The 23,320-nt window shown below is 42.2% G+C and carries 22 protein-coding genes; 17 read left to right on the plus strand and 5 right to left on the minus strand.

What is annotated here, in order from left to right; all coding sequences use genetic code 11:
• Nucleotides 1–104: 104 nt before the first annotated feature.
• The gene (locus tag UB51_RS25685; protein WP_044879734.1) at nucleotides 105–791 is read right to left on the minus strand and encodes a peptidylprolyl isomerase; all 687 of its coding nucleotides are present in this window, start codon (nucleotides 789–791) and stop codon (nucleotides 105–107) included.
• A gap of 172 nt (nucleotides 792–963) precedes the next feature.
• Here UB51_RS25685 and UB51_RS25690 point away from each other — a divergent pair, with 172 nt between their 5' ends.
• Both UB51_RS25690 and UB51_RS25695 read left to right on the plus strand, forming a co-directional pair.
• Complete coding sequence (locus UB51_RS25690) at nucleotides 964–1,893, plus strand: hypothetical protein (RefSeq protein ID WP_044879735.1); 930 nt, start codon at nucleotides 964–966, stop codon at nucleotides 1,891–1,893.
• 31 nt (nucleotides 1,894–1,924) lie between these two features.
• Entirely contained in the window at nucleotides 1,925–2,290 is a 366-nt protein-coding gene (locus tag UB51_RS25695) for a zinc ribbon domain-containing protein (RefSeq protein WP_082063260.1), read from the plus strand.
• A gap of 268 nt (nucleotides 2,291–2,558) precedes the next feature.
• On the opposite strand, the gene UB51_RS25700 is transcribed toward UB51_RS25695, so the two are convergent.
• The gene (locus UB51_RS25700; RefSeq protein ID WP_044879736.1) at nucleotides 2,559–3,839 is read right to left on the minus strand and encodes an ArsB/NhaD family transporter; all 1,281 of its coding nucleotides are present in this window, start codon (nucleotides 3,837–3,839) and stop codon (nucleotides 2,559–2,561) included.
• Nucleotides 3,840–3,966: 127 nt separating this feature from the next.
• On the opposite strand from UB51_RS25700, the gene UB51_RS25705 reads away from it, so the two are divergent.
• From UB51_RS25705 to UB51_RS25715, 3 genes are all read left to right on the plus strand, one after another.
• Nucleotides 3,967–5,661, plus strand: coding sequence for a glycoside hydrolase family 13 protein (locus UB51_RS25705; protein WP_044879737.1), 1,695 nt, complete (start codon nucleotides 3,967–3,969; stop codon nucleotides 5,659–5,661).
• A 187-nt stretch (nucleotides 5,662–5,848) separates the two neighbouring features.
• Nucleotides 5,849–6,589 carry a GTP pyrophosphokinase gene (locus UB51_RS25710; RefSeq protein ID WP_044879738.1) on the plus strand — a complete coding sequence of 247 codons (741 nt, stop codon included), beginning with the start codon at nucleotides 5,849–5,851 and terminating at the stop codon, nucleotides 6,587–6,589.
• A 568-nt stretch (nucleotides 6,590–7,157) separates the two neighbouring features.
• Nucleotides 7,158–9,119 carry an endonuclease MutS2 gene (locus tag UB51_RS25715; RefSeq protein ID WP_044879739.1) on the plus strand — a complete coding sequence of 654 codons (1,962 nt, stop codon included), beginning with the start codon at nucleotides 7,158–7,160 and terminating at the stop codon, nucleotides 9,117–9,119.
• A gap of 132 nt (nucleotides 9,120–9,251) precedes the next feature.
• Here UB51_RS25715 and UB51_RS25720 read toward each other — a convergent pair whose 3' ends face one another.
• Nucleotides 9,252–9,731 (minus strand): GAF domain-containing protein, encoded by a 480-nt coding sequence (locus tag UB51_RS25720; RefSeq protein WP_044879740.1) that lies wholly within the window; start codon nucleotides 9,729–9,731, stop codon nucleotides 9,252–9,254.
• A 270-nt stretch (nucleotides 9,732–10,001) separates the two neighbouring features.
• Between UB51_RS25720 and UB51_RS25725 the strand changes: the two genes are divergently transcribed.
• Together UB51_RS25725 and UB51_RS25730 are read left to right on the plus strand one after the other, a co-directional pair.
• Nucleotides 10,002–10,850 (plus strand): hypothetical protein, encoded by an 849-nt coding sequence (locus UB51_RS25725; protein ID WP_144407076.1) that lies wholly within the window; start codon nucleotides 10,002–10,004, stop codon nucleotides 10,848–10,850.
• A gap of 93 nt (nucleotides 10,851–10,943) precedes the next feature.
• Nucleotides 10,944–11,363, plus strand: a complete 420-nt coding sequence (locus tag UB51_RS25730; RefSeq protein WP_044879742.1) for an organic hydroperoxide resistance protein — start codon at nucleotides 10,944–10,946, stop codon at nucleotides 11,361–11,363.
• A gap of 92 nt (nucleotides 11,364–11,455) precedes the next feature.
• On the opposite strand, the gene UB51_RS25735 is transcribed toward UB51_RS25730, so the two are convergent.
• Complete coding sequence (locus UB51_RS25735; protein WP_044879743.1) at nucleotides 11,456–12,241, minus strand: alpha/beta hydrolase; 786 nt, start codon at nucleotides 12,239–12,241, stop codon at nucleotides 11,456–11,458.
• 191 nt (nucleotides 12,242–12,432) lie between these two features.
• On the opposite strand from UB51_RS25735, the gene UB51_RS25740 reads away from it, so the two are divergent.
• From UB51_RS25740 to UB51_RS25775, 8 genes are all read left to right on the plus strand, one after another.
• A complete protein-coding gene (locus UB51_RS25740; protein ID WP_044879744.1) occupies nucleotides 12,433–13,296 on the plus strand; it encodes a VOC family protein in 864 nt (287 codons plus the stop codon).
• 124 nt (nucleotides 13,297–13,420) lie between these two features.
• Nucleotides 13,421–14,161 carry a DsbA family protein gene (locus tag UB51_RS25745; RefSeq protein ID WP_052676089.1) on the plus strand — a complete coding sequence of 247 codons (741 nt, stop codon included), beginning with the start codon at nucleotides 13,421–13,423 and terminating at the stop codon, nucleotides 14,159–14,161.
• A 2-nt stretch (nucleotides 14,162–14,163) separates the two neighbouring features.
• Nucleotides 14,164–14,595 carry a disulfide oxidoreductase gene (locus UB51_RS25750; protein WP_044879745.1) on the plus strand — a complete coding sequence of 144 codons (432 nt, stop codon included), beginning with the start codon at nucleotides 14,164–14,166 and terminating at the stop codon, nucleotides 14,593–14,595.
• A gap of 176 nt (nucleotides 14,596–14,771) precedes the next feature.
• The gene (locus UB51_RS25755; RefSeq protein ID WP_044879746.1) at nucleotides 14,772–15,347 is read left to right on the plus strand and encodes a GNAT family N-acetyltransferase; all 576 of its coding nucleotides are present in this window, start codon (nucleotides 14,772–14,774) and stop codon (nucleotides 15,345–15,347) included.
• A gap of 2 nt (nucleotides 15,348–15,349) precedes the next feature.
• Nucleotides 15,350–16,120, plus strand: a complete 771-nt coding sequence (locus UB51_RS25760; RefSeq protein ID WP_044879747.1) for an energy-coupling factor transporter transmembrane component T family protein — start codon at nucleotides 15,350–15,352, stop codon at nucleotides 16,118–16,120.
• A gap of 165 nt (nucleotides 16,121–16,285) precedes the next feature.
• Entirely contained in the window at nucleotides 16,286–16,804 is a 519-nt protein-coding gene (locus UB51_RS25765; RefSeq protein WP_044880460.1) for an ECF transporter S component, read from the plus strand.
• A gap of 16 nt (nucleotides 16,805–16,820) precedes the next feature.
• On the plus strand, nucleotides 16,821–18,539 hold the full coding sequence (locus UB51_RS25770; RefSeq protein ID WP_044879748.1) for an ABC transporter ATP-binding protein: 1,719 nt from the start codon (nucleotides 16,821–16,823) through the stop codon (nucleotides 18,537–18,539).
• Between the two features lie 191 nt (nucleotides 18,540–18,730).
• Nucleotides 18,731–20,206 carry an MDR family MFS transporter gene (locus UB51_RS25775; RefSeq protein WP_044880461.1) on the plus strand — a complete coding sequence of 492 codons (1,476 nt, stop codon included), beginning with the start codon at nucleotides 18,731–18,733 and terminating at the stop codon, nucleotides 20,204–20,206.
• A 225-nt stretch (nucleotides 20,207–20,431) separates the two neighbouring features.
• On the opposite strand, the gene UB51_RS25780 is transcribed toward UB51_RS25775, so the two are convergent.
• A complete protein-coding gene (locus tag UB51_RS25780) occupies nucleotides 20,432–20,899 on the minus strand; it encodes a MarR family winged helix-turn-helix transcriptional regulator (RefSeq protein ID WP_044879749.1) in 468 nt (155 codons plus the stop codon).
• Nucleotides 20,900–21,208: 309 nt separating this feature from the next.
• Here UB51_RS25780 and UB51_RS25785 point away from each other — a divergent pair, with 309 nt between their 5' ends.
• Nucleotides 21,209–22,540: an MFS transporter gene (locus tag UB51_RS25785; protein ID WP_234405507.1), complete on the plus strand. Its 1,332-nt coding sequence runs from the start codon at nucleotides 21,209–21,211 to the stop codon at nucleotides 22,538–22,540.
• Between the two features lie 42 nt (nucleotides 22,541–22,582).
• Entirely contained in the window at nucleotides 22,583–23,314 is a 732-nt protein-coding gene (locus tag UB51_RS25790) for an ABC transporter ATP-binding protein (protein WP_044879750.1), read from the plus strand.
• Nucleotides 23,315–23,320 lie beyond the last annotated feature (6 nt).

The following is a 23,320-nucleotide window of genomic DNA, read 5'->3' on the forward strand; positions in this document are numbered from 1 at the left end:
ATCCGCTATTCATTGCAAAAATCAAACATAAAAGGACCTAAACGGATTTTTACCGTCAGGTCCTTGAATAGTTTTAGTTTACAATAGGCTGTACATTTGAAATGTTATTTCTCTGTAATCTTAATACCATTAATCGTGACTTTCTCTGTAGGTGAACTAGGCTCGCCTGAAGGTCCTACCTCAACGGGTGTTGCTGCAATTTTCTGGATCACATCCATACCTTCACTGACTTTACCGAAGATAGTGTAGTTTGGCTGGTTATTCAGTCCAGCACTATCTGCTCCAGAACATATGAAGAATTGACTGCCGTTCGTATTGGGACCTGCATTTGCCATAGCTACAATACCAGGTTCATATTTATACTGGGTCTTCTCATCCTCAAAAGAATATCCAGGTCCACCTGATCCGTTACCTCGAGGATCACCCGTCTGTATCATGAATGATTCTAAAATACGATGGAAGATTATATCATCATAGAAACCTTGCTTCGCTAGAAATACGAAATTGTTTACTGTGAGCGGTGCATCTTTAGCATATAAATCGATCGTGAAGGTACCTTTGGATGTTGTAACTTCAGCTTGATAGGTCTTACTGCTATCAATCTCCATTGCGGGTGGCTTGTCCCAACTCATGGGTTCAGCTGTTGGGGTCTGACCTGTCTGTTCTGCCGGTTTTGTTGGTTCTGTCACTTGCTCTTCTGCTGTGGGTGTCTCGTTCTTACCGCAGGCAGCTAACAAGAGGACTACTGCCATGAGCGTAATTAACGATAGGAATATACGTTTCTTTTTCATGAAAATTTAATTCACTCCTTCATAACAACTCTTGTCTTATCATAGCTATTTTTTGCAATAAAATCTAGTTTACCTTCGAGAAGCGCACTAAAAGGTTCTTTATTTGAAACTTATTTACAACATAAACGTTAATGAAGGAGAGAGGTAAGGAATACAGAATGGAGGTAGAGGCATGTTTGAAGATCTGAATCTTAGGCTTGCTGTAGTGAAGGAAAAGGGTCGTAATTACGAGAAATGGGAGCAGCGACTTCAGGCGTTAGAGATTGAACGTGCTGAACAAGAGGAGCAAGCAGGTAGGTGGAGGAAGAAACTTAGTGAGGAAGAGAATGATGTTGATAGATTGATGGGGATGACCTTATCAAATTTAATCTATAGTATGATCGGTAAGAAAGAAGAGAAGCTGGAACGTGAGCAGATCGAGGTACTTGAAGTTAAGTTGAAATATGATGAGAGTGTTCGCACATTGGAAGATATAGAGAAACAAATGGACAATATCCGTTACAATCTGGAGCGGATTAGCGACTGGGAAGTTGAGTATGAGCATATAATGCGTGAGAAGGAACAATATATAGTCCATCATAGTCGTGAACTTGTAGATATTGCTGAAGCGCAGACAGATCTTACCCTTAGGCTTAAAGAATTAAAAGAAGCTATTAACGCAGGGATTTCCGTGATGGATAGTCTTGATAATGCAGTAGAAGGACTTAAATCTGCTAGTCATTGGGGAACTTATGATATGCTTGGTGGAGGAATGATATCTACGCATATTAAGCATAATCATATCGATGAAGCCATGGATTATGTCCATGAAGCAAGAAAGGGTATGGGTCACTTTGAGAAGGAGCTGAACGATATTCAGATGTCCTTGTCAGTGGATATTGACATCGGGGCAATTCTTACATTCTCAGATTACTTCTTTGATGGAATTATTGCGGATTGGATGGTGCAGGGGCGGATTCAAGATACATTGTCTAACGTCGAGAACAAAGCAACAGCTATTAGCCAGTTGCTGGGTCGCCTAGACGAAGAATATGATAGTCTGGAACTTGAGCTTGTCGATACCAAACGTCAATATATATCGATTATTGAGCATGCTAAATAAATAATGAGTAGTCATAGGGGGAATAAGAATTATGAGTTTTTTTGATAAGCTAAAATCCGGTGTATCTGAAGCAGGGAATAAAGCCAAGGTGGCTGTGGAAATTAACCGTCTCAAAATGCAGAATAGTAGCAAACATAAGGAAATTGACCAGCAGTATCAAGAAATTGGACGTTCTGTTTTTCTATCACTAACGAATGAGGATGAAAGCATTAGTTTAGATAAGCTACAGCCATTTATACAGCAAATCTTAACGTTGCAAGATGAGATTCAACGGAATCAAGCTCAGATAGGATTAGCTGGGGATGAGAAGAAATGTGTATGTGGAGAAAAGGTTCCTATGGAGACACGTTTTTGCCCTATTTGTGGTCATCCGTTCGAAGTCATTGATATCGGCTAGAGAAGGTCATAGTGCAGAAGTTCTCTCTCAGAGGACTTCTATTTAGTAGATGAATCGTACATAATACGCTATCAGCGCGTGCCGATACTCAATCGGTACGCGTTATTTAAGTTCAGCTAAAAGCGCGTTACCCAGCTTGTATGTCTGGAGAACCCAGATATGCTTGAGCTACGAATGTTTCATGAGTATGTAGGTAAATAGCAAAACACCCAAACACATAGCCTCTGATTAGAGTCTGTGTGTTTGGGTATTCGGTGGTCATGATGTATTACATCAAATAACGAAGGTAGATGTATAGCGTGGATATCATAATAGACAAAATCATGAGAGGAAAGCCGTATTTTAAAAATTGTAAGAACTTAATAGGTTGTCCCTCTTTGGCAGACATACCCGCTACAATAAGGTTCGCACTCGCTCCAATCAATGTTCCATTCCCTCCAAGGCAGGCTCCTAGAGCTAGACTCCACCAAATCGGTTCAAGATTGGTTATTCCCATCGTACCCATATCCTGAATCAATGGGATCATGGTGGCTACGAACGGAATATTGTCTACGAAGGCTGAAGCAATGGCACTAAGCCAAAGAACGAGCATAGACGTTGAGACTAAATCACCACCCGTCAGCGCGATAGCTTGTTCAGCCAAGGCACTTATGACACCTGTCTCGATTAGACCCCCAACAAGTACAAATAATCCGATGAAGAAAAAGATCGTGGTCCATTCTATTTTGGCAAAAGCGGCCTCTAAGAAATGTTCTCCCGTCAGAAGAAGGAGTAGAAAAGCTCCGGTTAAAGCAACAGTAGCGGATTCTATATGCACTAGCTGGTGTACGAAGAATCCGATGATCGTTAGACCTAGCACAGTTAAACATTTGATAAGTAGATTACGGTTAGTAATCACACTCTTCTCGTCGATGTTCATCATACTCTGTCTTAATTCTGGTGTTGTCTTCAATTGTTTACGAAACATAAGAATTAGAATAGGAATGATAATGAGCATAATGATCACGATGACGGGGGCTAAATTTTCAATAAAGGCCATAAAGGTTAATTCTTTAACAGCACTACCGATCATGATATTGGGTGGGTCCCCAATCATTGTAGCTGTCCCACCGATGTTAGAGGCCAATATCTGTGCAAATAGATAGGGAAATGGATTAACTCTTAATTGACGGGTTATGCTGAAGGTTACGGGTACCATTAATAATACGGTAGTTACATTGTCTAAGAATGCCGAACTAAGTGCTGTAATAAGCGTGAGCGAAATAAGAATACGGACAGGTTGCCCTTTCGCCTTCTTAGCTGCCCAGATTGCAATATATGTGAACAAACCTGTTTCGGCTGTAATATTGACGATAATCATCATTCCGATGAGAAGGCCAAGTGTGTTGAAATCGATATGGTGTAGTGCCGTTTCTTGGTCTACAATGCCGAGAATAACCATAAGTATTCCGCCAATCATAGCTAGAATCGTACGATGAATTTTTTCGGCAATAATAAACCCATATACAATCAGGAAAATACCAATCGCTAGAATCGTCTGATGTTCCATAACTATAAAATCCCCCTGTAATTTGTTACGTGATATGCCAAGACAAGAATAGCCTACACAAAGGTAGGCTGTCGATCAATAGAATTCATTATAGAGGATAATGAAATACACAACAAGGAGATCCGGCATGAATAAGAAATGGTGGAAAGAGTGTGTCGTGTATCAAATATACCCAGTAAGCTTCATGGATAGTAATGGAGATGGCATAGGGGATATTCCAGGGATTATATCGAAGTTGGATTACCTACAAGATCTTGGTGTAGAAGTACTATGGCTTTGTCCTGTATATAAGTCACCTAATCATGATAATGGGTATGACATCAGTGATTACTGTGACATCATGACTGAATTTGGCTCGATAGAAGATTTCGATAAGTTACTCACGCAAGCTCATGCACGGGGGCTGAAGATCATGATGGACCTTGTACTGAATCATACTTCCGATGAGCATCCGTGGTTCATTGAATCAAAGTCTTCGAAAGATAATTCGAAGAGAGATTTCTATATCTGGAGAAAAGGCAAGGATGGTGGACCGCCTAACAATTGGGAGTCCTACTTCAGTGGTTCTGTATGGGAATATGATAAGGAAAGCGACGAATATTATCTTCATTTGTATTCTAAGCATCAACCTGATTTGAACTGGGAGAATCAAGCGGTAGTCGATTGCATTTATGAGATGATTCATTGGTGGCTCAAAAAAGGGATCGATGGCTTTCGATTTGATGCTATTGCCCATATTGTTAAAGCGGAAGGGTTGCCAGATGCAGATAATCCTAATGATCTTCCCACAGTGCAGGCTTATGAATTGTTCTCTAATCTGGAGAATGTTCACACAACATTAAATCAACTGTATAATCAACTGCTATTTCACTACGACATTATGACTGTTGGTGAGACTTCGGGAATTGGCCCAGAGCAGGCGCTTGATTATGTGGGCGATACACGCAGTGAACTCAATATGGTATTTCAATTTGAGCATATGAAGCTAGATGCGGCAACTTTAGGAACAGGGAGATGGGACAAGAAACCTTGGACACTACTTGAACTTAAGAAGATCATTAGCAATTGGCAGGTTGTGCTACACAACAAAGGCTGGAATGCTAACTATTTATGTAACCATGATCAACCTAGATCGGTTTCTCGTTTCGGTAATGACGGAGAGTATCGGGTACAGTCGGCAAAAATGCTAGCCACTTTTATTCATATGCTTGAGGGAACCCCTTATATTTATCAAGGGGAAGAGATTGGGATGACTAATATTCACTTTCAATCGGTTGATGACTATCGGGATGTGGAGACGTTAAATTATGTTGAAGAGTCGATAAAGCAAGGTGTGCCGGAAGAGAAGATTATGCAAACGCTATGGGATAAAAGCAGAGACAATGCTCGTACGCCTATGCAGTGGAACAACTCTGAGAATGCAGGGTTTACAGAAGGTGCGCCTTGGATCCATATCAATGCTAACTATATAGACATTAATGTGGATGCTGCCCTCAAGGATCCTCACTCTATCTATCATTATTACCGTGAACTGATTAAGCTTAGGAAAGAGCATGAGGTCATTGTCTATGGTGAATATCGTCTGATACTACCCTTACACCCTGATATTTATGCGTATACAAGAACGCTTGGGAATGAACAACTTCTTGTCATTTTGAATTTTTTTGAAAGAGAGTCCGTATTTGAACTTCCGAATGATCTCGACATGGGGAGTATAGGCAAGTTACTGATCTCTAACTATCCGATAGGCAGTGGGAATAATTTAGAATCTTTGCCGCTTCGTCCTTATGAAGCAAGGGTGTATAAGATGAGTATGAAGTAGCATGTATGATTAGGCATATATCGTTCTACGTGAAACGGTTATCGTCCCTTTAAGGACGGTAACTGTTTCTTCTTGGTTGTATCGTTAAATTGAAATTATACTCGCTGATGATTATACTGAAGCACAAAGGGATAATCCATCGGTACATCTTTTATCTATATTTAATCATGGAAGGAAGAATAGGAATATGAATGCTCATCATCAAATAGAACAAATCAAAAAAATTAAGTATGACATTTCTCGATTCATGTTGATCTATAAATTTGCCTTGGACGAAATAGAGACTAAAGTTGAAATATTGAAAGAGGAATTTCAATCTTTACATGACTATAGTCCGATTGAAAATACCAAATCGCGGTTAAAGTCGCCAGAGAGCATTATGAACAAGATGATCCGTAAAAATTATGAATTATCATTCGCTGGGATAAAGAATAATATTAAAGATATTGCGGGTCTACGGATCACATGTTCATTTATTTCAGACATATATCGTATTAGTGAAATGCTTCAGAGGCAGAGTGATCTCACGATTCTGGAGGTGAAGGATTACATAAAGAATCCTAAACCAAACGGATATAAAAGTCTTCATTTGCTAGTTGAAGTTCCTGTTTTTATGTCAGATCGTCAGGAACTTGTTTGTGTAGAAGTGCAGATCCGTACGATTGCGATGGATTTCTGGGCAAGCCTAGAGCACAAAATTTTCTATAAATATAATCAGTCAGTACCAGTGAGACTTACCGAGGAGCTGAAGAATGCCGCAGACTCCGCGAATGCTTTGGATTTACAGATGGAGCGACTCCATCATGAAATTAAAGAGATCAAAGATGCTCAATCCGATTCTTCGGAGGAAGAATTGAGACGAATTATTATTGATAATCAGCAATTTACCCTTCCCTTAAATTTTCTGAAACTCCTTAACGATGAATAATAGTGGGCACAAGAGAAACAGGGTAACCCACTATTGACTTTCAGTATTGAAATTGTTAAATTAGTGTCATCCTAACCAAAGGGAGAGATATTGATGACGGGGTATGTTCTTAACTAACCTAACTCCATATGGACCGTATGTATGACAAGAAATTTTCGCTTGTGAGAGCGGGTTTATTTTCTTATGTCTGTGTACTGGTCTTGGAATAGTTAAGAACACGCGAAGCATCAAACGGCGCCTTTGGCTGTTTATTTCTTTGTAATCATACAGGTGTGGAGCTTGAGATGGGCGCTAATAAGAGCGCTATCTCTTCATTCACACTGTAAGACGTGCTCTTGTGAGCACGTCTTTTTGTATTTGGTTAGATAGTATTAGCTTCATACGATACACTCTAATCATTCATCGGTACAAGTAGCAAGCACCTTATCCTAGGTGATGGTCTGCGTATCTTTGGGTTTACTCAAGAAATAACGGTAGGACTTTAAGGGCAAAGAATGACATCCGTCTATTCTTTGCCTTTTTTTTGTTATTCATAATCAAGAAAGAACAAAGGAGGTTCATGAACATCATGGACAATGTAACATTAGCGATGTTGGAATATGACAAAATGAAGGAAAAGTTGTTGGATTACGCGATTTCTTATGAAGGTAGAAGGCTGATTGAGGAACTCAAGCCTAATGATCAGCTTAGAGCGATACAACGAGCGATGGAGGAAACAGAGGAGGCTAGAGCGCTGCTTGAGAAGGGAGCAAGTATTCCATTGCCATCTTTGGATGGCATTGAATATGTAGTATCTCTCTTGTATACAGGATATATGTTCACAGAACAGGACTTTGCTTCTATTAATACCTTCTTGAATAGCTGTAGTCAGCTAAAGCGGTATATGGCAGCAAAGGGGAATATTGCTCCCGTAATTAGTACTTATGCCTCGTCGTTAAGCGAGTTGACGAAGGTGAGGAGTGAAATTGATCGCTGTATTAAGCACGGGAAAGTGACCGATCAAGCTAGTAAGAATCTAGAGCGAGTACGTAAGAAAATGTTTGTGATCAAGGACCGCATCCAGAAGAAGCTAGCCACGTTATTAAGTAGGCATCAAGCCATTCTACAAGAGCACTTGGTAAGTGTTAGAAATGGACGGTATGTTATTCCAGTGAGAAAAGAGTACCACAAACAGGTCAAGGGATCGATACTTGACCAATCTACTAGCGGGCAAACGGTATATATGGAGCCAGAAGAAATCGCCTCCCTACAAGTAGAGCTTAGCATGCTTCAAGCAGACGAATCTCGGGAGGAGGGGATTATACTTTATGAGCTCACGGGTCTAGTAGAATCGGCCGCGTCCGATATTCAATTGAATATTCAAATTACAGGCACGTATGATTTTATTATTGCAAAAGGGAAATATGGCAGGTCCATCGGAGGGGGGCCAGTTCTGTTGAATGCGAATGGGAACATTGCTGTTTACGGCGCTAAACATCCATTACTACTTAGGACGATGATTCCGCTTGATATGGCTATTGGAACAGGATATCGTTCACTAATTATTACAGGTCCTAATACGGGCGGGAAGACGGTTGCGTTGAAAACGCTAGGGATACTTACGCTTATGGTGCAATCAGGATTATTGGTTCCTGTAGATCCAGGTAGTACATTTGCTGTGTTCTCTAAAGTGATGACTGTCATTGGGGATGGACAAAGTATCGAACAGTCTCTTAGTACTTTTTCTGCTCAAATTCAGCGGTTAATTCATATGGTAGAAACAGCTAACTCATCTACCCTTCTTCTCATTGATGAACTTGCTGCTGGGACAGATCCTGGTGAAGGAATGGCATTGTCGATTGCTATCCTAGAAGAGTTGAATCGTAGAGGGGCATGCATGATGGTGACGACTCATTTTAATGAACTGAAAACTTTCGCTTCACACACCGAAGGGTTTCAGAATGCACGTATGGAGTTCGATGTGGAGACGTTAGAGCCTTTATACCGTCTTACCATTGGTGAAGCCGGACGGAGTTATGCTATTGAAATAGCGAAGAAACTAGGGATGAGTCAAGGTATTGTGCAGCGTTCGCAAAATATTGTGACTGGACAGAAGCAACGCCTTAGCAGAGAAGAACAGCCGTATGTAGATGTAAAGGTTGATTCGGGTTTTAATTCCCAATCGAGCTCAGGTAACAGTAAATCTAAAGGGAACTCTAAATATCATCACAACCTTAAGGATCAGCAGCAGAGTGCTCGTCACTTAAGAAGGTTCGAAGTAGGGGATAGTGTGTATGTGAGCACTTACGGGAAGAATGGGATCGTCTATCAGTCAGAGGATTCTATGGGGATAGTCGGTGTAATGATCCAGACTCATAAGGTAAAGGTCAATAAGAAGCGGTTGAAGTTATTTATTGAGAAAAAAGAGCTGTACCCTGAGAATTATGACATGAATATTATACTTGAATCCAAAGAAAATCGGAAAAAGTTGAGGACGATGGAACGTAAACATGTAGATGGACTTACCATTATCCGAAAGCCTGAACAATAATCGTTTTTTTATCTCTTCATGAACAAGATATCTTCACGGGTCTATTTCTAGAAATGAAAAATCCCCATGTAAACAAGCAGTAAGTTCTTTTACTGTCTGCTTACATGGGGATGATATTTGTAAATCGCAAACTTACAAATGAGCCGATAAAATTTCTACAAATTGCTCTAGAAATTGGCGTTCTTCATCATCGAATCGGTTCTTAAGTGGGCTATCTATATCTAGTACCCCATACAGTTCACCGTCTTTCATGATCGGCACCACAATTTCACTGTTGGAAGCCTCATCGCAAGCGATATGACCAGGAAAGGCATGAACATCATCGATAAGGAGTGTACGACGCTCGATAGCAGCAGTTCCGCAGACACCGCGACCTAAGGGAATACGTATGCAGGCTGGAAGGCCTTGAAAGGGTCCAAGTACGAGCTCCTTACCATCAAACAAGTAGAATCCGACCCAGTTGGTATCCTTCATAAACAGGTTAAGTAAAGATGAGGCATTAGCTAAATTAGCGATGGAGCTAGGTTCGTCATGAATAAGGGATTTTAATTGATCTAATACGGCTGAGAATTGATATCCACGGTCGCCCTCGTAGGGAATCGCTTGAAACATTAGACACTCCACCTTTCTTATAAACCACCGGTTAATTATAAAAGAGTAGTACAGCGCAGCCTCTGTCGTCAAGTGAAAGTTATATAAGGAGAGCCGTAGTATGAGGATGGAGTGTTTCCTGCTGAACATAGTAGGGTAATCATTTGTGGAAATACTAGGGTATTCTCCAATCTGTCCGACCGAATTCATCTATATAGAGATAAAACAAGAGTTCCCGATATGTTATATACTTGTATTGGAAGTTTGAGTATAGATTGGAGAGTGAAGAAATTGAAGAAATACTTTTTGTTGATCATGTTAATGAGTTTGTTTATGACTAATGGTGTAGAAGCAGCTAAGGATTCGACTACAACGAGTCAAGCGTCGTCATTGTCTTCGTCTTCAAATTTTTTAGTATCAAATATTTCTGCATCTCATACGCAGCCGAAACCTAATGAAGATAATTCGCCCAACAGAATCCCTACTTCTGGGGCCGTTCTCATCGGTCTGGGAAGTCTGATTGTTATTGTTCTAATAGGAACAATGGGTGTTATCCTTGGATTGGGTAATGGGAGACGCAAACAAATAAGACAAGTGGGTATAGACCTCGCTGAACTTATGGTACAAGCCAATCATATGTTGGATTCTATTCAATCTTTTAAAGGCATATCCCAAGGGGTTACCGGTGAGATGGTTGAAGGAATCATTGAAAGGTTATCTAATAGTATGATTGAACTATCACGGATTCAATCTGAAATGTCTACTGTGCAAATATCGATAACTCACCTATCTACGCTTAAAGCATCATATGAGCACTTTCTGTCTGAACATAATAGAATGAAGGCTTTTGTTACAGCAGAGGAGATTCAAGTAGATGTTGTGATTAAGGCGGATCGGACATTGAAACAGAAAAAGGATGCCGTTAAGAAACAAGTGAGTAGCTTAAATGAGGACATAAAGACATCTACTGAGAATAGGGATTTAACACCCGCAGTCATTCAGGGACAATTAGATCAGATCGATGTTCATATAAGCAAAGTTGAAGAACTAGAAATGTTTGATCCGTTGGCTGCATTGACACTATTAGAAGTTATAGAACAAAAAATAGGGCAAGTCCGTAAAGATGTATTTCAAAAGTAAGCTTACTAGAAAAGAGTACAAATTGACACCTCTATAAATATTGTATACAATTAAGTTTTTAACAATTGAATATGAAGAAAAGAGGAGAATCATATGAGTACACTATATACGGCAACAGTAACGGCAACAGGTGGAAGAGAAGGTAAAGTGATATCTTCAGATGGTCAGATTGATTTAAATATTGAAATGCCAAAAAGTTTGGGTGGTAGCGGCGGAGCTGGAACAAACCCCGAGCAATTATTTGCTGCTGGATACTCGGCTTGTTTCGACAGTGCTCTGAACTTGGTCATTCGTTCAAAAAGAATGAAGGAAGTAACAGGAACCGAAGTAACAGCGCATGTCTCCATTATGAAAGAGGGCGACGGTTTCAAGATCGGCGCTATGTTGGATGTGAAAGTATCTGGTGTGGACAAAGCTACAGCTCAAGAGCTTGCAGACGCAGCACATCAAGTATGTCCGTATTCTAAAGCAACACGTGGTAATATCGACGTGACAATTAACGTCGTTGAATAAGAGCGAATACCGTATAGGTATTCATATATAACCCAACAACCTGACGATTTGTCGTCAGGTTGTTTTTTTTGAAAATATAAGAAAGGTGAAGTTTACTTATTCCGTAAAGGAAGCCAGTTCAATACGTCTTGGATTTTAGTATCCCAGTATCCCCACTCATGATTTCCAGACCCTTCCTCATAGGTTAGGTTTAGATTGGTTTGCTCACAAGCTTTCTTGAATATTTGATTGTCCTCGTATAGGAAATCCTCAGTTCCGCAGCACTGATAGATGAGAGGATTGACCCCTTCGGCTTGATTTCGTTGTTGTAGCAACCACAGGATATCATTATCTGTTCCTGCTATGGGTTGATCACCGAATACTTGATTATATTTGAGTGGCGAATCTTTCCACTCCTCTTTGAACATGGGATTAGACATATTAAGAGCACCAGATAAGCTTGCGGCAGCTGCGTATTGATTAGGATTACGAAGGGCTAGCTTCATGGCACCGTATCCACCCATAGATAATCCAGCTACAAAGTTGTCTTCTCTAGCAGCAGATAGATGAAAGAAGGAGCGAGCAATCTCAGGTAGTTCTTCACTTAGAAATGTGAAATACTTATTCCCTTGTGCCATATCTGTATAGAAGCTTAGATGAACCTGAGGCATAACGACCGCTAGGCCAAGTGGAGCGACATAACGCTCTATGGAAGTGCGACGCAGCCAGACGGAATCATCGTCTGTTAAACCATGAAGTAAATATAAGGTAGGGTGTTTATCTCCAAATTGCGAATTTTCCATACCGATCTGCGTGGTAGTACGTTGGGGTAGGATGACCGTCATAGATGTGCTTAACGCGAGTACCTCAGAGTAAAAGTGGCATTGGATCATTGCCATCGTAGCTATCCCCTCTCATTCGTTACAGGTATAAAATATATGTCTATTATAAAATAAAAAGGTAGTTGATAGAAGCAAGAGTAATCAGTTACTTTTTAACATGAAATAACTTGAATACTTTTCATTATTAATATATACTAACTTACATAAAGTAATCAGAAATAAAAAAATGATTCACTAAAGGAGATTTTATGAGCTATCCATTAAACCAAGCGACGACTATCGGCTATGTCCAATTAAAAGTACAAGATTTGAATCGATCCATAACTTTCTATGAGGAGATTATTGGGTTGAGAATATTAACACAAGAGGCTAGAACTGTATCACTAACGGTAGATGGCATTCGTCCATTGCTCGTTCTAGAGCAGCATCCAGATGCAGAAGCTAAACCAAGACATTCAACAGGGCTATATCATTTCGCTATTCTTGTTCCAGATCGTAGAAGTCTGGGGCAGTCTCTGCTTCATATGATCGAATCCAAGTACCCACTAAGTGGAGCTTCAGATCATCAGTTCAGTGAAGCGGTATACTTGTCTGATCCTGATGGGAATGGAATTGAGATTTATGCGGATCGTCCACGTGAACAATGGGCACGTGATAGCTCCGGACAATTCGCTACAATGAGCGATCCAATGGATGTTCAAGGTGTAATTGATGAGGCTGGGGAGCATGTGTGGAATGGACTACCTTTAGGTACAGTTATAGGGCATGTTCATCTTCATGTTGCTAATATTCAGAAATCGAAGGAATTTTACGTGGATATACTAGGTTTTGATGCAACCATTTATTATGGCGATCAAGCATTGTTTGTTTCAGCAGGGGGATATCATCATCACATTGGACTGAATACATGGACAGGTGCAGGGGCACCAACACCACCGGAAGGATCTGTGGGATTGAAATTCTTTACCATTGTTGTTCCTAATGAGGAAGAATTAAAGGGGATGGAGAACGAACTTAAATCCGCTGGAATTTCTACTGAACGAGACCATGGTGGAGTATTCGTCAAAGATCCTTCTGGAAATGGTATTGTGATCGTAGTTGCAACGGCCTGACCCTCTATTCTAGTGTTTGACTTGATTCTAGTTAATTATTATAGTTATATCATAATAATCCATATAGGGAAGCTGTCATTGGCTTCCCTTTAATTTTGGGAGAAAAGGGGCTGAAGAAAGGTTTATGCAACCGAAAAAGAAGACAAATATAAACACTGCTGCACAGCGTAGATTACAGCAGGAATTACAGAAAAAGCGTATGCAGAAGATCATGTGGATTACCGGATCTTGTATCGTAGTATTAGTTATATTACTTCTTGTTATTAAACCAAGTTCTAATGAGACAACGGCGGAATTTGCTTACGATCAATTGCCCGTTATAGGTGACGCAAGCGCACCTGTCAAAATCGTAGAGTTTGGTGATTATAAATGCCCAGCCTGTCAGGGGTTTAGTCAGTCATTTAAACCTCAAATTGTAAAGGACTACGTTGACAAAGGCCTTGTCTCTTTTTATTACATGAACTATCTTGTCATTAGTCCAGAGACAGACTCTAATACAGCAGCTTTAGCTGCTCAGGCTGTGTATCATCAGAGCAACGAGGAGTTCTGGAAGTATTATCATGTATTGTATGACAATCAACAGGATGAGCGGAAAGAGTGGGCAACACCTGAATATTTAGTAGAGCTTGCTCGCGAAGCAAAGCTTGATATTGATTATGACAAGCTTGCGAAGGACATTGCAGACAAAACGTACCAAAAAGAAGTGGACGAGCAGATGAAGTTCGCTAGTTCTTTAGATATAAGAAGTACACCGACGGTTTATATTAATGGACAGAAGTTAGCGGATGGCAGTTCTTATGCATCTCTGACCAAGGAAATAGATGCTGCAATAGCATCGAAAAATGCGGTCAAAGAGGAGAAATAACGATGGAAGGCAAAGGATTCTTCAGAACCTATTCCCTATATCTGGCCTGGCTTGTCTGCGTGATCGCGACATGCGGGAGTTTATATCTAAGTGAAGTGTTACATTATGAGCCATGCAGACTCTGCTGGTTCCAGCGGATTTTTATGTATCCCCAAGTGATTCTTCTGGCTATTGCCAGCTATAAGAATGACCGGAGTATTATTCCGTACTTGCTTCCTTTGAGCATTATTGGTGGAAGCATTTCTATCTATCATTACTTGGAACAGCAGGTTCCTGCATTCGCTAAGATTGCTCCCTGTACTGTAGGCGTGCCTTGTAATGTGGACTACTTGAACTGGTTCGGATTTATTACGATTCCGTTGTTAGCACTAATTGCATTTGTGATGATGATTGGTTTACTATGGGTGGGTAGACAGAAACGGGAAGAAGAATAGATTCTGTATGAATTATTAAAACAGCTATCGTCGGTGAATTCGACGGTAGCTGTTTTGATTCTGACGATAATAAATAAAGTTACACGCTCCTTGAGTAGGAAATGGGTTAAAGTACGTGTTAAAGTGTATGTGTAAAGTTATAGAATACATGCTGAACAATGGAAGGTGGGTCATCTATGTACATATGTGGTGGATTCGTTCCGCAGCTAGAGAATGCGCGCCTGATGCTTCGCCAATTAGAACTTGATGATGCACCGGATTTACTATGTTGTTGGTCAGAGGTAGAAGTGCGTGAATATTCAGGTATTCCAGAGCTTGAATCCATCGATCTGGCTAAGGAAATGATTACATTTCTTAATAGTTTATCTGCCACTGAGGATGGGATCCGGTGGGGAATTATAGATAAGCAGAGCGGTGTATGGATGGGCAGTTGTGGATTCAATATGTGGCAGTTAGAAGGAGCTTATCGCGGTGAGATTGGTTGTGAGATGTCCAGTTTGTTCTGGGGGCAGGGCTATATGAGAGAAGCAATCAACCTGATCGTGCAATATGGCTTTCAAGTGATGGGGCTTAATCGAATTGAAGCTTTAGTAGATCCTAGTAATACTCGCGCTAGTAGGTTATTCACCTCGCTCGAATTCATGCCAGATGGGAAGTTGCGAGAATATCGTCACACACCGGATGGGTTTAGAGATGTCTTTGTGTATTCTATACTGCGTAAGGATTGGGAAGGAAACCAGAAGGGAGGATAACGATGATCATACCTTATCAAAGAGGGAGTTCATATCTACATAAGTTGGATCCACTTAGTAAGCTAGTGCTCATTCTATGTATTGCTATTCTAGCGATGACTTTTCAACATTCAGGTGCGCAGGTTTGCTTGTTATTATTTACTACTGTCGCCGCTCGTTATGCCGCCGGGATGGTGTGGGGCAGGCAGTGGAAGATTGTACGATTCCTAATCCTATTTACACTCCCCTTATTCGTTATTACTTTATTTACAGCTTCTGGGAGTCATGAATTACTACGTTGGGGTTACTTCCAACTGACGGTGGAGGGACTGGATGGAGCGGGCTCAGTCACACTGCGTATGTTTACTTTATTTCTGTCCTCATACGTATATATTATAACTACGGACCCTCAGGATTTGGTTGCCGCATTAACTCAGCGGTTGAAGATCCCTTATCGCTTTTCATTTGGAATTTCTATGGCGCTTACGTTTCTGCCTTTACTAGAGGAAGAAGGGCGGATGATATCGGCGGCTCATCAGGTGAGGGGACGAAGACCACGGGGATGGGGTGACAAATGGCAGTGGTGGCGTATGTATATGTCCACTGTTCTATATAATGCGCTTAGACGTGTACAGCAGACAGCGGCAGCGATGGAGGCGAAGGGATTTGGAGCATATCCTGACCGCACCTACTTACGTCCGCTTATGTCATGGGAACGAGGACGTATTGTAGCTTTGCTAAGCATAGGGATAACAGGTTATTTGTGGTGGTTCGTTCAGAACGTTAACCACTAATTAAATATTGGTTGACGATAGAGGGGTCATCATGTCAGAATGGCAGAAGACAAGTGGAGTGCACACCACCTTGTAATGACCTATTAGAGGAGTTGACTGGATTTGAACTTGTTATTGCCTTTCACTAAGAAACGTGAAGCGTTCACCACGTTAGATATCGTACTTATGGCGATGCTAGCCACGGCTAATGCTGTGATGACCTTTTATTTATCGTATATTAACAAAATGCTGAATAGTATGGGCGGGCCTATCGCTACATCGACTATTGTAGGACTATATATGGTATATGGGCTTTTGGCGTACTATATTATTCGTAAACCTGGAACAGCTGTGATCACCTATGGTATTGGTGGAGCTATTCAATGTTTCGTAGGAACGACTTATGGGATTGCTTCCTGTATCGTCGCTGCACTATGTTATATGATTGTAGCTGAATTAATTTTTGCTATGTTTCGGTACAAGCAGTGGGGAGTAAGTGCTCTTATGTTAGCAGGCGGTGCGCTCGTTCCACTCTGGTTTCTCTGCGCTGTATATATGTTTGGATATACCACATGGGGCTGGCAAGTGCTTACACTTGCGCTGGGAATGCGGTTGTTAAGCGGGACCATATTGTGTGGTCTGTTAACCAAGCTACTTGGTGATGCTATCCAGCGGACAGGATTGCTAAGACGTTATAAGATCTGATCGAAGGGGGCTGGCTATGTCGACAACAGCGATAGAACTGCAAGGACTAACCTATACATTTGATGAACAATCAGAGCCCGTGTTGAACCAGATTACGTTGTCTATACCGAAAGGGCAGTGGGTCGCAGTTCTTGGACGTGGAGGGAGTGGTAAGTCCACCTTATGTCAACTGTTGAACGGCTATTTACCACGAAGCGGCGGTGGACGCCGAAGTGGTCTTGTGAGGGTAGAGGGAATGGATCCAGCGGTGGCTTCGCTCGCTGATATCGCTCATGTCATTGGCATCGTCTTTCAAGATGCCGATGCCCAGCTCGTACAAGGCAACGTTGAAGCCGACGTTGCCTTCGGGCCCGAGAATCTGCGGGTTCCCCCCGCAGATATCGCCCACCGCGTTACAGCTGCGCTGGCGGCGGTAGGCCTAACCCCGCACCGCGATGCGGCGGTGCGGGAGCTCTCCGGCGGCCAACGTCAGCGGGCCGCCATAGCCGCGGTGCTTGCGCTTGCGCCGCGGCTACTCGTCTTCGACGATGCGACCGCGAGCCTTGACGGCGCGGCGCAAGTGCAGTTCGTGCAGCTATGCGAAGCGCTGCACGAACAGGGCCGGACGCTCTTATGCGCGTCCGGCCGTTTCGACGATGTAGCGCGCGCAGCAGAGCGCGTCATCGTCTTAGAGGGAGGAGCCGTCGTGCTCGACGGCACGCCGCAGGAGCTGCTCGCCAGCTATGCGGAGCAGCTGGTGCAGCTCGGTTTGCTGCCCGCCACGGAGTGGGCAGAGCATCCTTCCACGCCATCATCGACCCCAGTCCTATCCGCTGGGGTGACCCCCAAAGGGGTTGATCTTGAAGGTGTTGCTGCTTCATCTTCATCTATCCCAGCGCTTGAGGACGATCTCAAGTTGGTTGATCTTGAAGGCATATCTGCTTCATCTTCATCTATCCCTGCGCTTGAGGACGATCCCAAGTTGGTTGAACTTGAGGCCGTGCCTGTTGCTCCATTGTTCATTCCGGCGCTCCCAGTGATAGAACAGCGCCCTTCTTCTAGTCGCTTTACTACAGGTAACGAAGAGGAAATATCGCTACTTGCAGTAAAGTCACTGAGTTATGCTTATCCGAGTGGGACTGAGGCCTTGCATAAGGTCAGTTTTACTTTGCAACCTGGGGATTGGGTTACTCTCATGGGAGAGAATGGATCAGGAAAGACGACGCTGAGTCGTTTGCTGATGGGACTCTTAAGAGCGCCCGGTCAAATGGTATATTGGAGAGGGCAAGATATATCGAATATACCTATCTATACGCTTGCGGAGGAGATCGGATATGTATTCCAGCAGCCTGAGCATCAGTTCGTTGCTCATACGGTTTGGGAAGAGATCACTTACGGTTGTGTATCTATGGGGAGAAGGAGACGTGGAATACTTACTCCAGAGCAGCGAGATACAGCTGAACAGATGCTAATAGGAGCAGGGCTGCTTCACAGGCGAGAAGACTCTCCGTACTTGCTTAGTCAGGGAGAGAAACGACTTTTGAGTGTTGTTAGTCAATTTATGACGCCCAAACGTATGTATATTTTGGACGAACCTACATCAGGGATTGATTATATAGCGGCCCAGCGGATACTGAAGTTATGCCGTCAGCAGGTTCTAAAGGGGAATGCATTACTGATGATTACCCATGATCCTGATCTTGTACAAAGAGAGGCTACTTTCAGCTTGAAGCTTCATCAAGGTCGGCTAGTATAGCCGTTCACCACCCATACTAATAACTAATCTTTATAAGGAAGAACTCCAAATTCACTTTCGTGATATGGAGTTTTTTTCTTGTTTAGCATGCATTCATGTCAGTTATGCGGTACAATACATTACGGTAAATTGAATGCAAGAAAGGAACTAAAAACGTGAATACACTGGCAAAAGGTAAACGAAGTCTCATTATGGTTGGAATACTACTTTCTACCTTCATGGCTGCAATTGAGGGCACGGTTACAGGACCCGCTGGCCCAGCTATTGTAAGTAATTTTGGTGGTATGCAGCTCATGAGTTGGATTTTTACGGCATATCTTCTAACGATGGCTGTCACCACACCTATTTTTGGGAAAATAAGTGATATTTATGGTCGTAAACCGGTATTCTTAATAGGTTCTTTATTGTTCGTTATAGGGTCACTTCTGTGTGGATTCTCAGGGAGTATGGAACAATTGATTGTATTTCGGGCAATTCAAGGGATCGGTGCAGGGGCTGTAATTCCAGTTACCTTTACGATCATTGGAGACATATATCCTATAGAAGAGCGAGGTAAAGTACAAGCACTACTTAGTTCAGTATGGGGGATATCTTCCTTAGTAGGACCGCTACTTGGAGGTTATTTCGTTGACTATTGGAGCTGGCGCTGGATCTTTGGATTTAATGTGCCATTCGGAATCATATCCATCTTGCTCATTGTCCGTTACTTACCTAAGCATAATGTCAAAAGAGAGACAAAGATTGATTATGCTGGAGCCATTACCTTTACCATCGGTATGACAGCCTTGCTATTCTCATTGGCAACAGGAGGTCAATATTTTGAGTGGGATTCGCCTTTATTAGTAGGATGTATCTTCATCGCTGTTATTTTCCTCGTCCTTTTCTTTATCGTGGAGAAGCGAGCTGAGGAGCCTATGATTCCGCTGAAATTATTCCGCATTCGTGACATTGCTGTCTCTGCTGGAGCAAATCTACTTATTAGCTCGCTTCTTATTGGTCTAACAACGTATACACCCCTTTGGATACAAGGTGTGATGGGGAAGAATGCAACTTTCTCGGGATTAGCTTTGGCTCCGATGTCTATCGGTTGGATGTTGGGATCTGTAGCAGGAGCTAAACTATTACTCTCAGCAGGTTCTCGCAAAACGACAATGATCGGTATTGGATGTATTGTGCTTGGAGCGCTAGGGCTTGCCATGATGACGGGAAATACGCCCAGCTACATGTTACTTATTTTCACATTTATATATGGTATAGGATTTGGATATTCTTCAACGGTGTTTACGATTATTGCGCAGTCTTCTGTGGGGTATAATCTTCGAGGATCTTCGACCGCACTCAACACGTTTGTTCGCTCGCTTGGTCAGACGATTGGGGTGGCGGTATTCGGTTCTTGGATTAATTTGAAGATTGTAGCACTCCTAAAAGACAATCCAGAGACGACAGGCAGTGTAACGCAGGACGATATTAATAAACTGCTTTCTCCTGAAGGTAGTGAACAGGTCCCTGCATCGTTATGGAGTGCCATGCGTCATGTGATGGAAGGCAGTCTACATTCTCTCTTTATCGTAATGGCAGTCATTGCAGTGATTAGCTTCTTTATTGTGATGGGACTTCGTAATGCTCCGCCTTCTCCAGAGAAAGAGGAGCAGCAGGTTAGAGTGTAAACTTCATAAAGGTTTCATGAATACGACAAGAATAAAGGGTACCCTTCCGAAGAAGGGTACCCTTTATTCTTGTGAAAATATAAGAAAGGTTAAGTTTTCACTATACGTTGCTTATATTTCTACGAGAAACGGTTATCGTCCCTTTAAGGACGGCGAAGTCGTTTCTTCTTGGTATGTGGATGATTATGTGTGTAAGTAATCGTTATCATAAATCGTAATGAAAAATTACTTTCGCATGGAGGGAGATAAGCGTTCTGCTTGAAGTCCCATTTTTTTCAGAAGTGAAATCATCTGATCTTTCTCTTCAGTATTTAGCCCACTCAACGCTCGGTGGATTCTTTCGGCAAATTTAGGATACAACTCATTCATAAGTTGTTCACCTTCATGCGTAAGTTCTGCGAATATAACGCGGCGATCGGTAGGGCAAGGCTTGCGAAATAGGAAACCACGTTCTTCTAGCTTATCGATAACGTACGTGACATTTCCGCTTTGTAGCAATAGTTTGGCACCGATCTGTTGAATCGGTTGTGGTCCTTTATAATAAAGAACCTCCATCACGGCAAAGGCGGTGGGGTTAAAGCCTTCAATTTTACTACCTGTTACGGTGTGTTCGTTTACACTCTTGAATGACTTAGCAAATACACGGTACAAATGCAGCGACAATTGGGTATCCATTTCTTGGATCTGAATCATACTTCTCACCGCCTTTATTTTCATAAACTGGATTGGGATTTTGTGTTTGTTCTTTAATATTAAGTGAATACTTTCGAACTGAACATGTGATTTATCACAATCATACCGTTTTTTAATATTTAAAAAGTAAAGTTTTAAGTTATAGGTAGGAAAACCTTTGGATGATCCATTATTTACTGGAGGGGTTACTGCGTAGAAATCTCATTCTGCAGGGCAATGTCTTTATCCGCCTTGGGACTGATGATGAAGAGGGATACCTCAGTTACTATTATGATATCGTTAAACATTAGATTATGAGGAGTAGATGTTATGGATCATTCTAGTATGAGTGTAAGCCTAGAACCAGGCCCAAGCCCAAGTATTCCGCTTTCTCGCAACCGTCCCTATGTATTATTGATGGCAGCGCAGCTCGTTTCTAATTTAGGAGACTGGCTACATATTCTTGCATTACTGACTCTGGTAGGGTTCAAATGGAATGCTACACCGTGGCAAATTACGGCAGTCTCCCTATGTATGGCATTGCCAATGCTGCTTGGAGGACCTATTGCAGGTTACATAAGTGACAAATTTAATCGTAAACACTTGATGATCAGCTCAGATATAGTTCGGGCTGTCGTTGTCACTGGATTGATCTTTGTTGAATCGTTATGGCAGGTGTATGTGATATTGATCTTTAAGGGACTGATGGATGTTTTGTTCTCTCCAGCAAAAAATGGTAAAATCAAAGAAATTATTGCAACCGAGGATATGGGAAGAGCCGTCGCTTTCAGTTCGAGTATAGAACAGATTACGAAAATTGTAGGGCCTGCACTCGGAGGGTTATTAGTCGCTTTAGTAGGTCTGAAATATTGTTTCTTAATTGATGCTGGCTCCTTCTTGTTATCTGCTGTGATCTTGCTCGGTGTTCCGGGACATCGTATGGTGTCTGATGAACAATTTGAGGGCCAAGGATCAGATTCAGGACAAAAAAAACCTTCATTTTGGCAAGAATTAAGTGCTGGTGTTACCCATATTGTAGGAATGCCACTGCTGCTTTGTGGGCTCGTTGTGCTGATGGCAGTGTTGCTTGTGCTTCAGATTGCAGATTCACAGACCGTAACCTTGTTTAGAAATATTCCCGGTGTTTCAGAGAATCTTCTGGGGTGGTGTATAGGGGCAAGTGGACTAGGTACCTTGCTGGCAGCGTTGCTCGTGGGCCGGGTGAAATGGCAGCCACTGGTCAAGATGGGTGTAGGAGCTGCGTTGATGGGATTCGTGTTTGCTGTTGCGGCTATCGTAACGTTGTGGAGTGAAGCAGGAGAGGTCTTTATATTTACGACACTATTCACTTCATTCTTCCTTGCGGGATTCGGGGTCGGATTTGCGTTCATTCCTTTTCAGACACTACTACAGCTACGGACACCATCCACATTGACGGGTAGAGTGTTCGGAACGGTTAACAGTTTGACGAGCGTTGCTGTCATTATGGGACCTGTGTTCGGAGGAGCGTTAGTGACAGCCTATGGACCTGTTCCAGCGTTTATTGTATCGGGTTCACTGATGGTGACGATGGGCTTAATCGTTCTTTTATTAAGGAAATGGATTCAGAGGCAGGATCAACAAGTTATGCCTGCTATGGATGTGGCTAAATACGTAACCTGATGTGTTGGTGTTACCGTAGGGAAAGGTGCAGGTGTACAAGATATGAATCTACTCATAAATGATCTGGAACAAGAGAACGTACTGGATGTGTGTATAGAACATGCGGGTTATGAACAAGGGACACCCTCTATATCGAATATTTCTTTTCGGGTGAAAAGAGGGGAGCTTCTTGGTATTATTGGGCCTAACGGTGCGGGGAAGAGTACCACCATTAAGGCAGTCATGGGACTTCTTAAGCATGCCAAGACTTCTGTAAGTATCGCAGGAGATTCAGGGAAGTATGCTTACGTACCGGAGCAGCCTGTATTTTATGAAGATCTAACGTTGTGGGAGCATTTGGATCTCGCAGCAGCTGCGTATGGTTTAGAGTATGACTCTTTTACTAGATATGCTGATGAGCTACTTACACGTTTTGGAATGAGTGCAGTACGTGATCTTCTGCCAGGCGGATTCTCCAAAGGTATGAAGCAAAAAATGATGTTAATGATCGGTTTCCTAGGGCACCCAGATGTATATATTGTCGATGAGCCTTTTATTGGTCTTGATCCTCGTGCAACGAAAGATTTCCTTAGCTTGCTAGAAGAGGAAAGAAAGCGTGGGGCGGGTGTTCTAATGTCAACTCATGTACTAGATACTGCTGAGAAGATATGTGATACCTTCATTATGATTTCTGGTGGTGAAATGGTAGCTCAAGGCACATTAGAAGATATTCGTCTGGCTGCAGAGCAGCCAGGAGCATCCTTGTTTGACTGTTTTGATGTTATGACTAGCTGAAAGGGG

The organism is Paenibacillus sp. IHBB 10380 (assembly GCF_000949425.1).
Lineage (GTDB): Bacteria > Bacillota > Bacilli > Paenibacillales > Paenibacillaceae > Paenibacillus_AQ.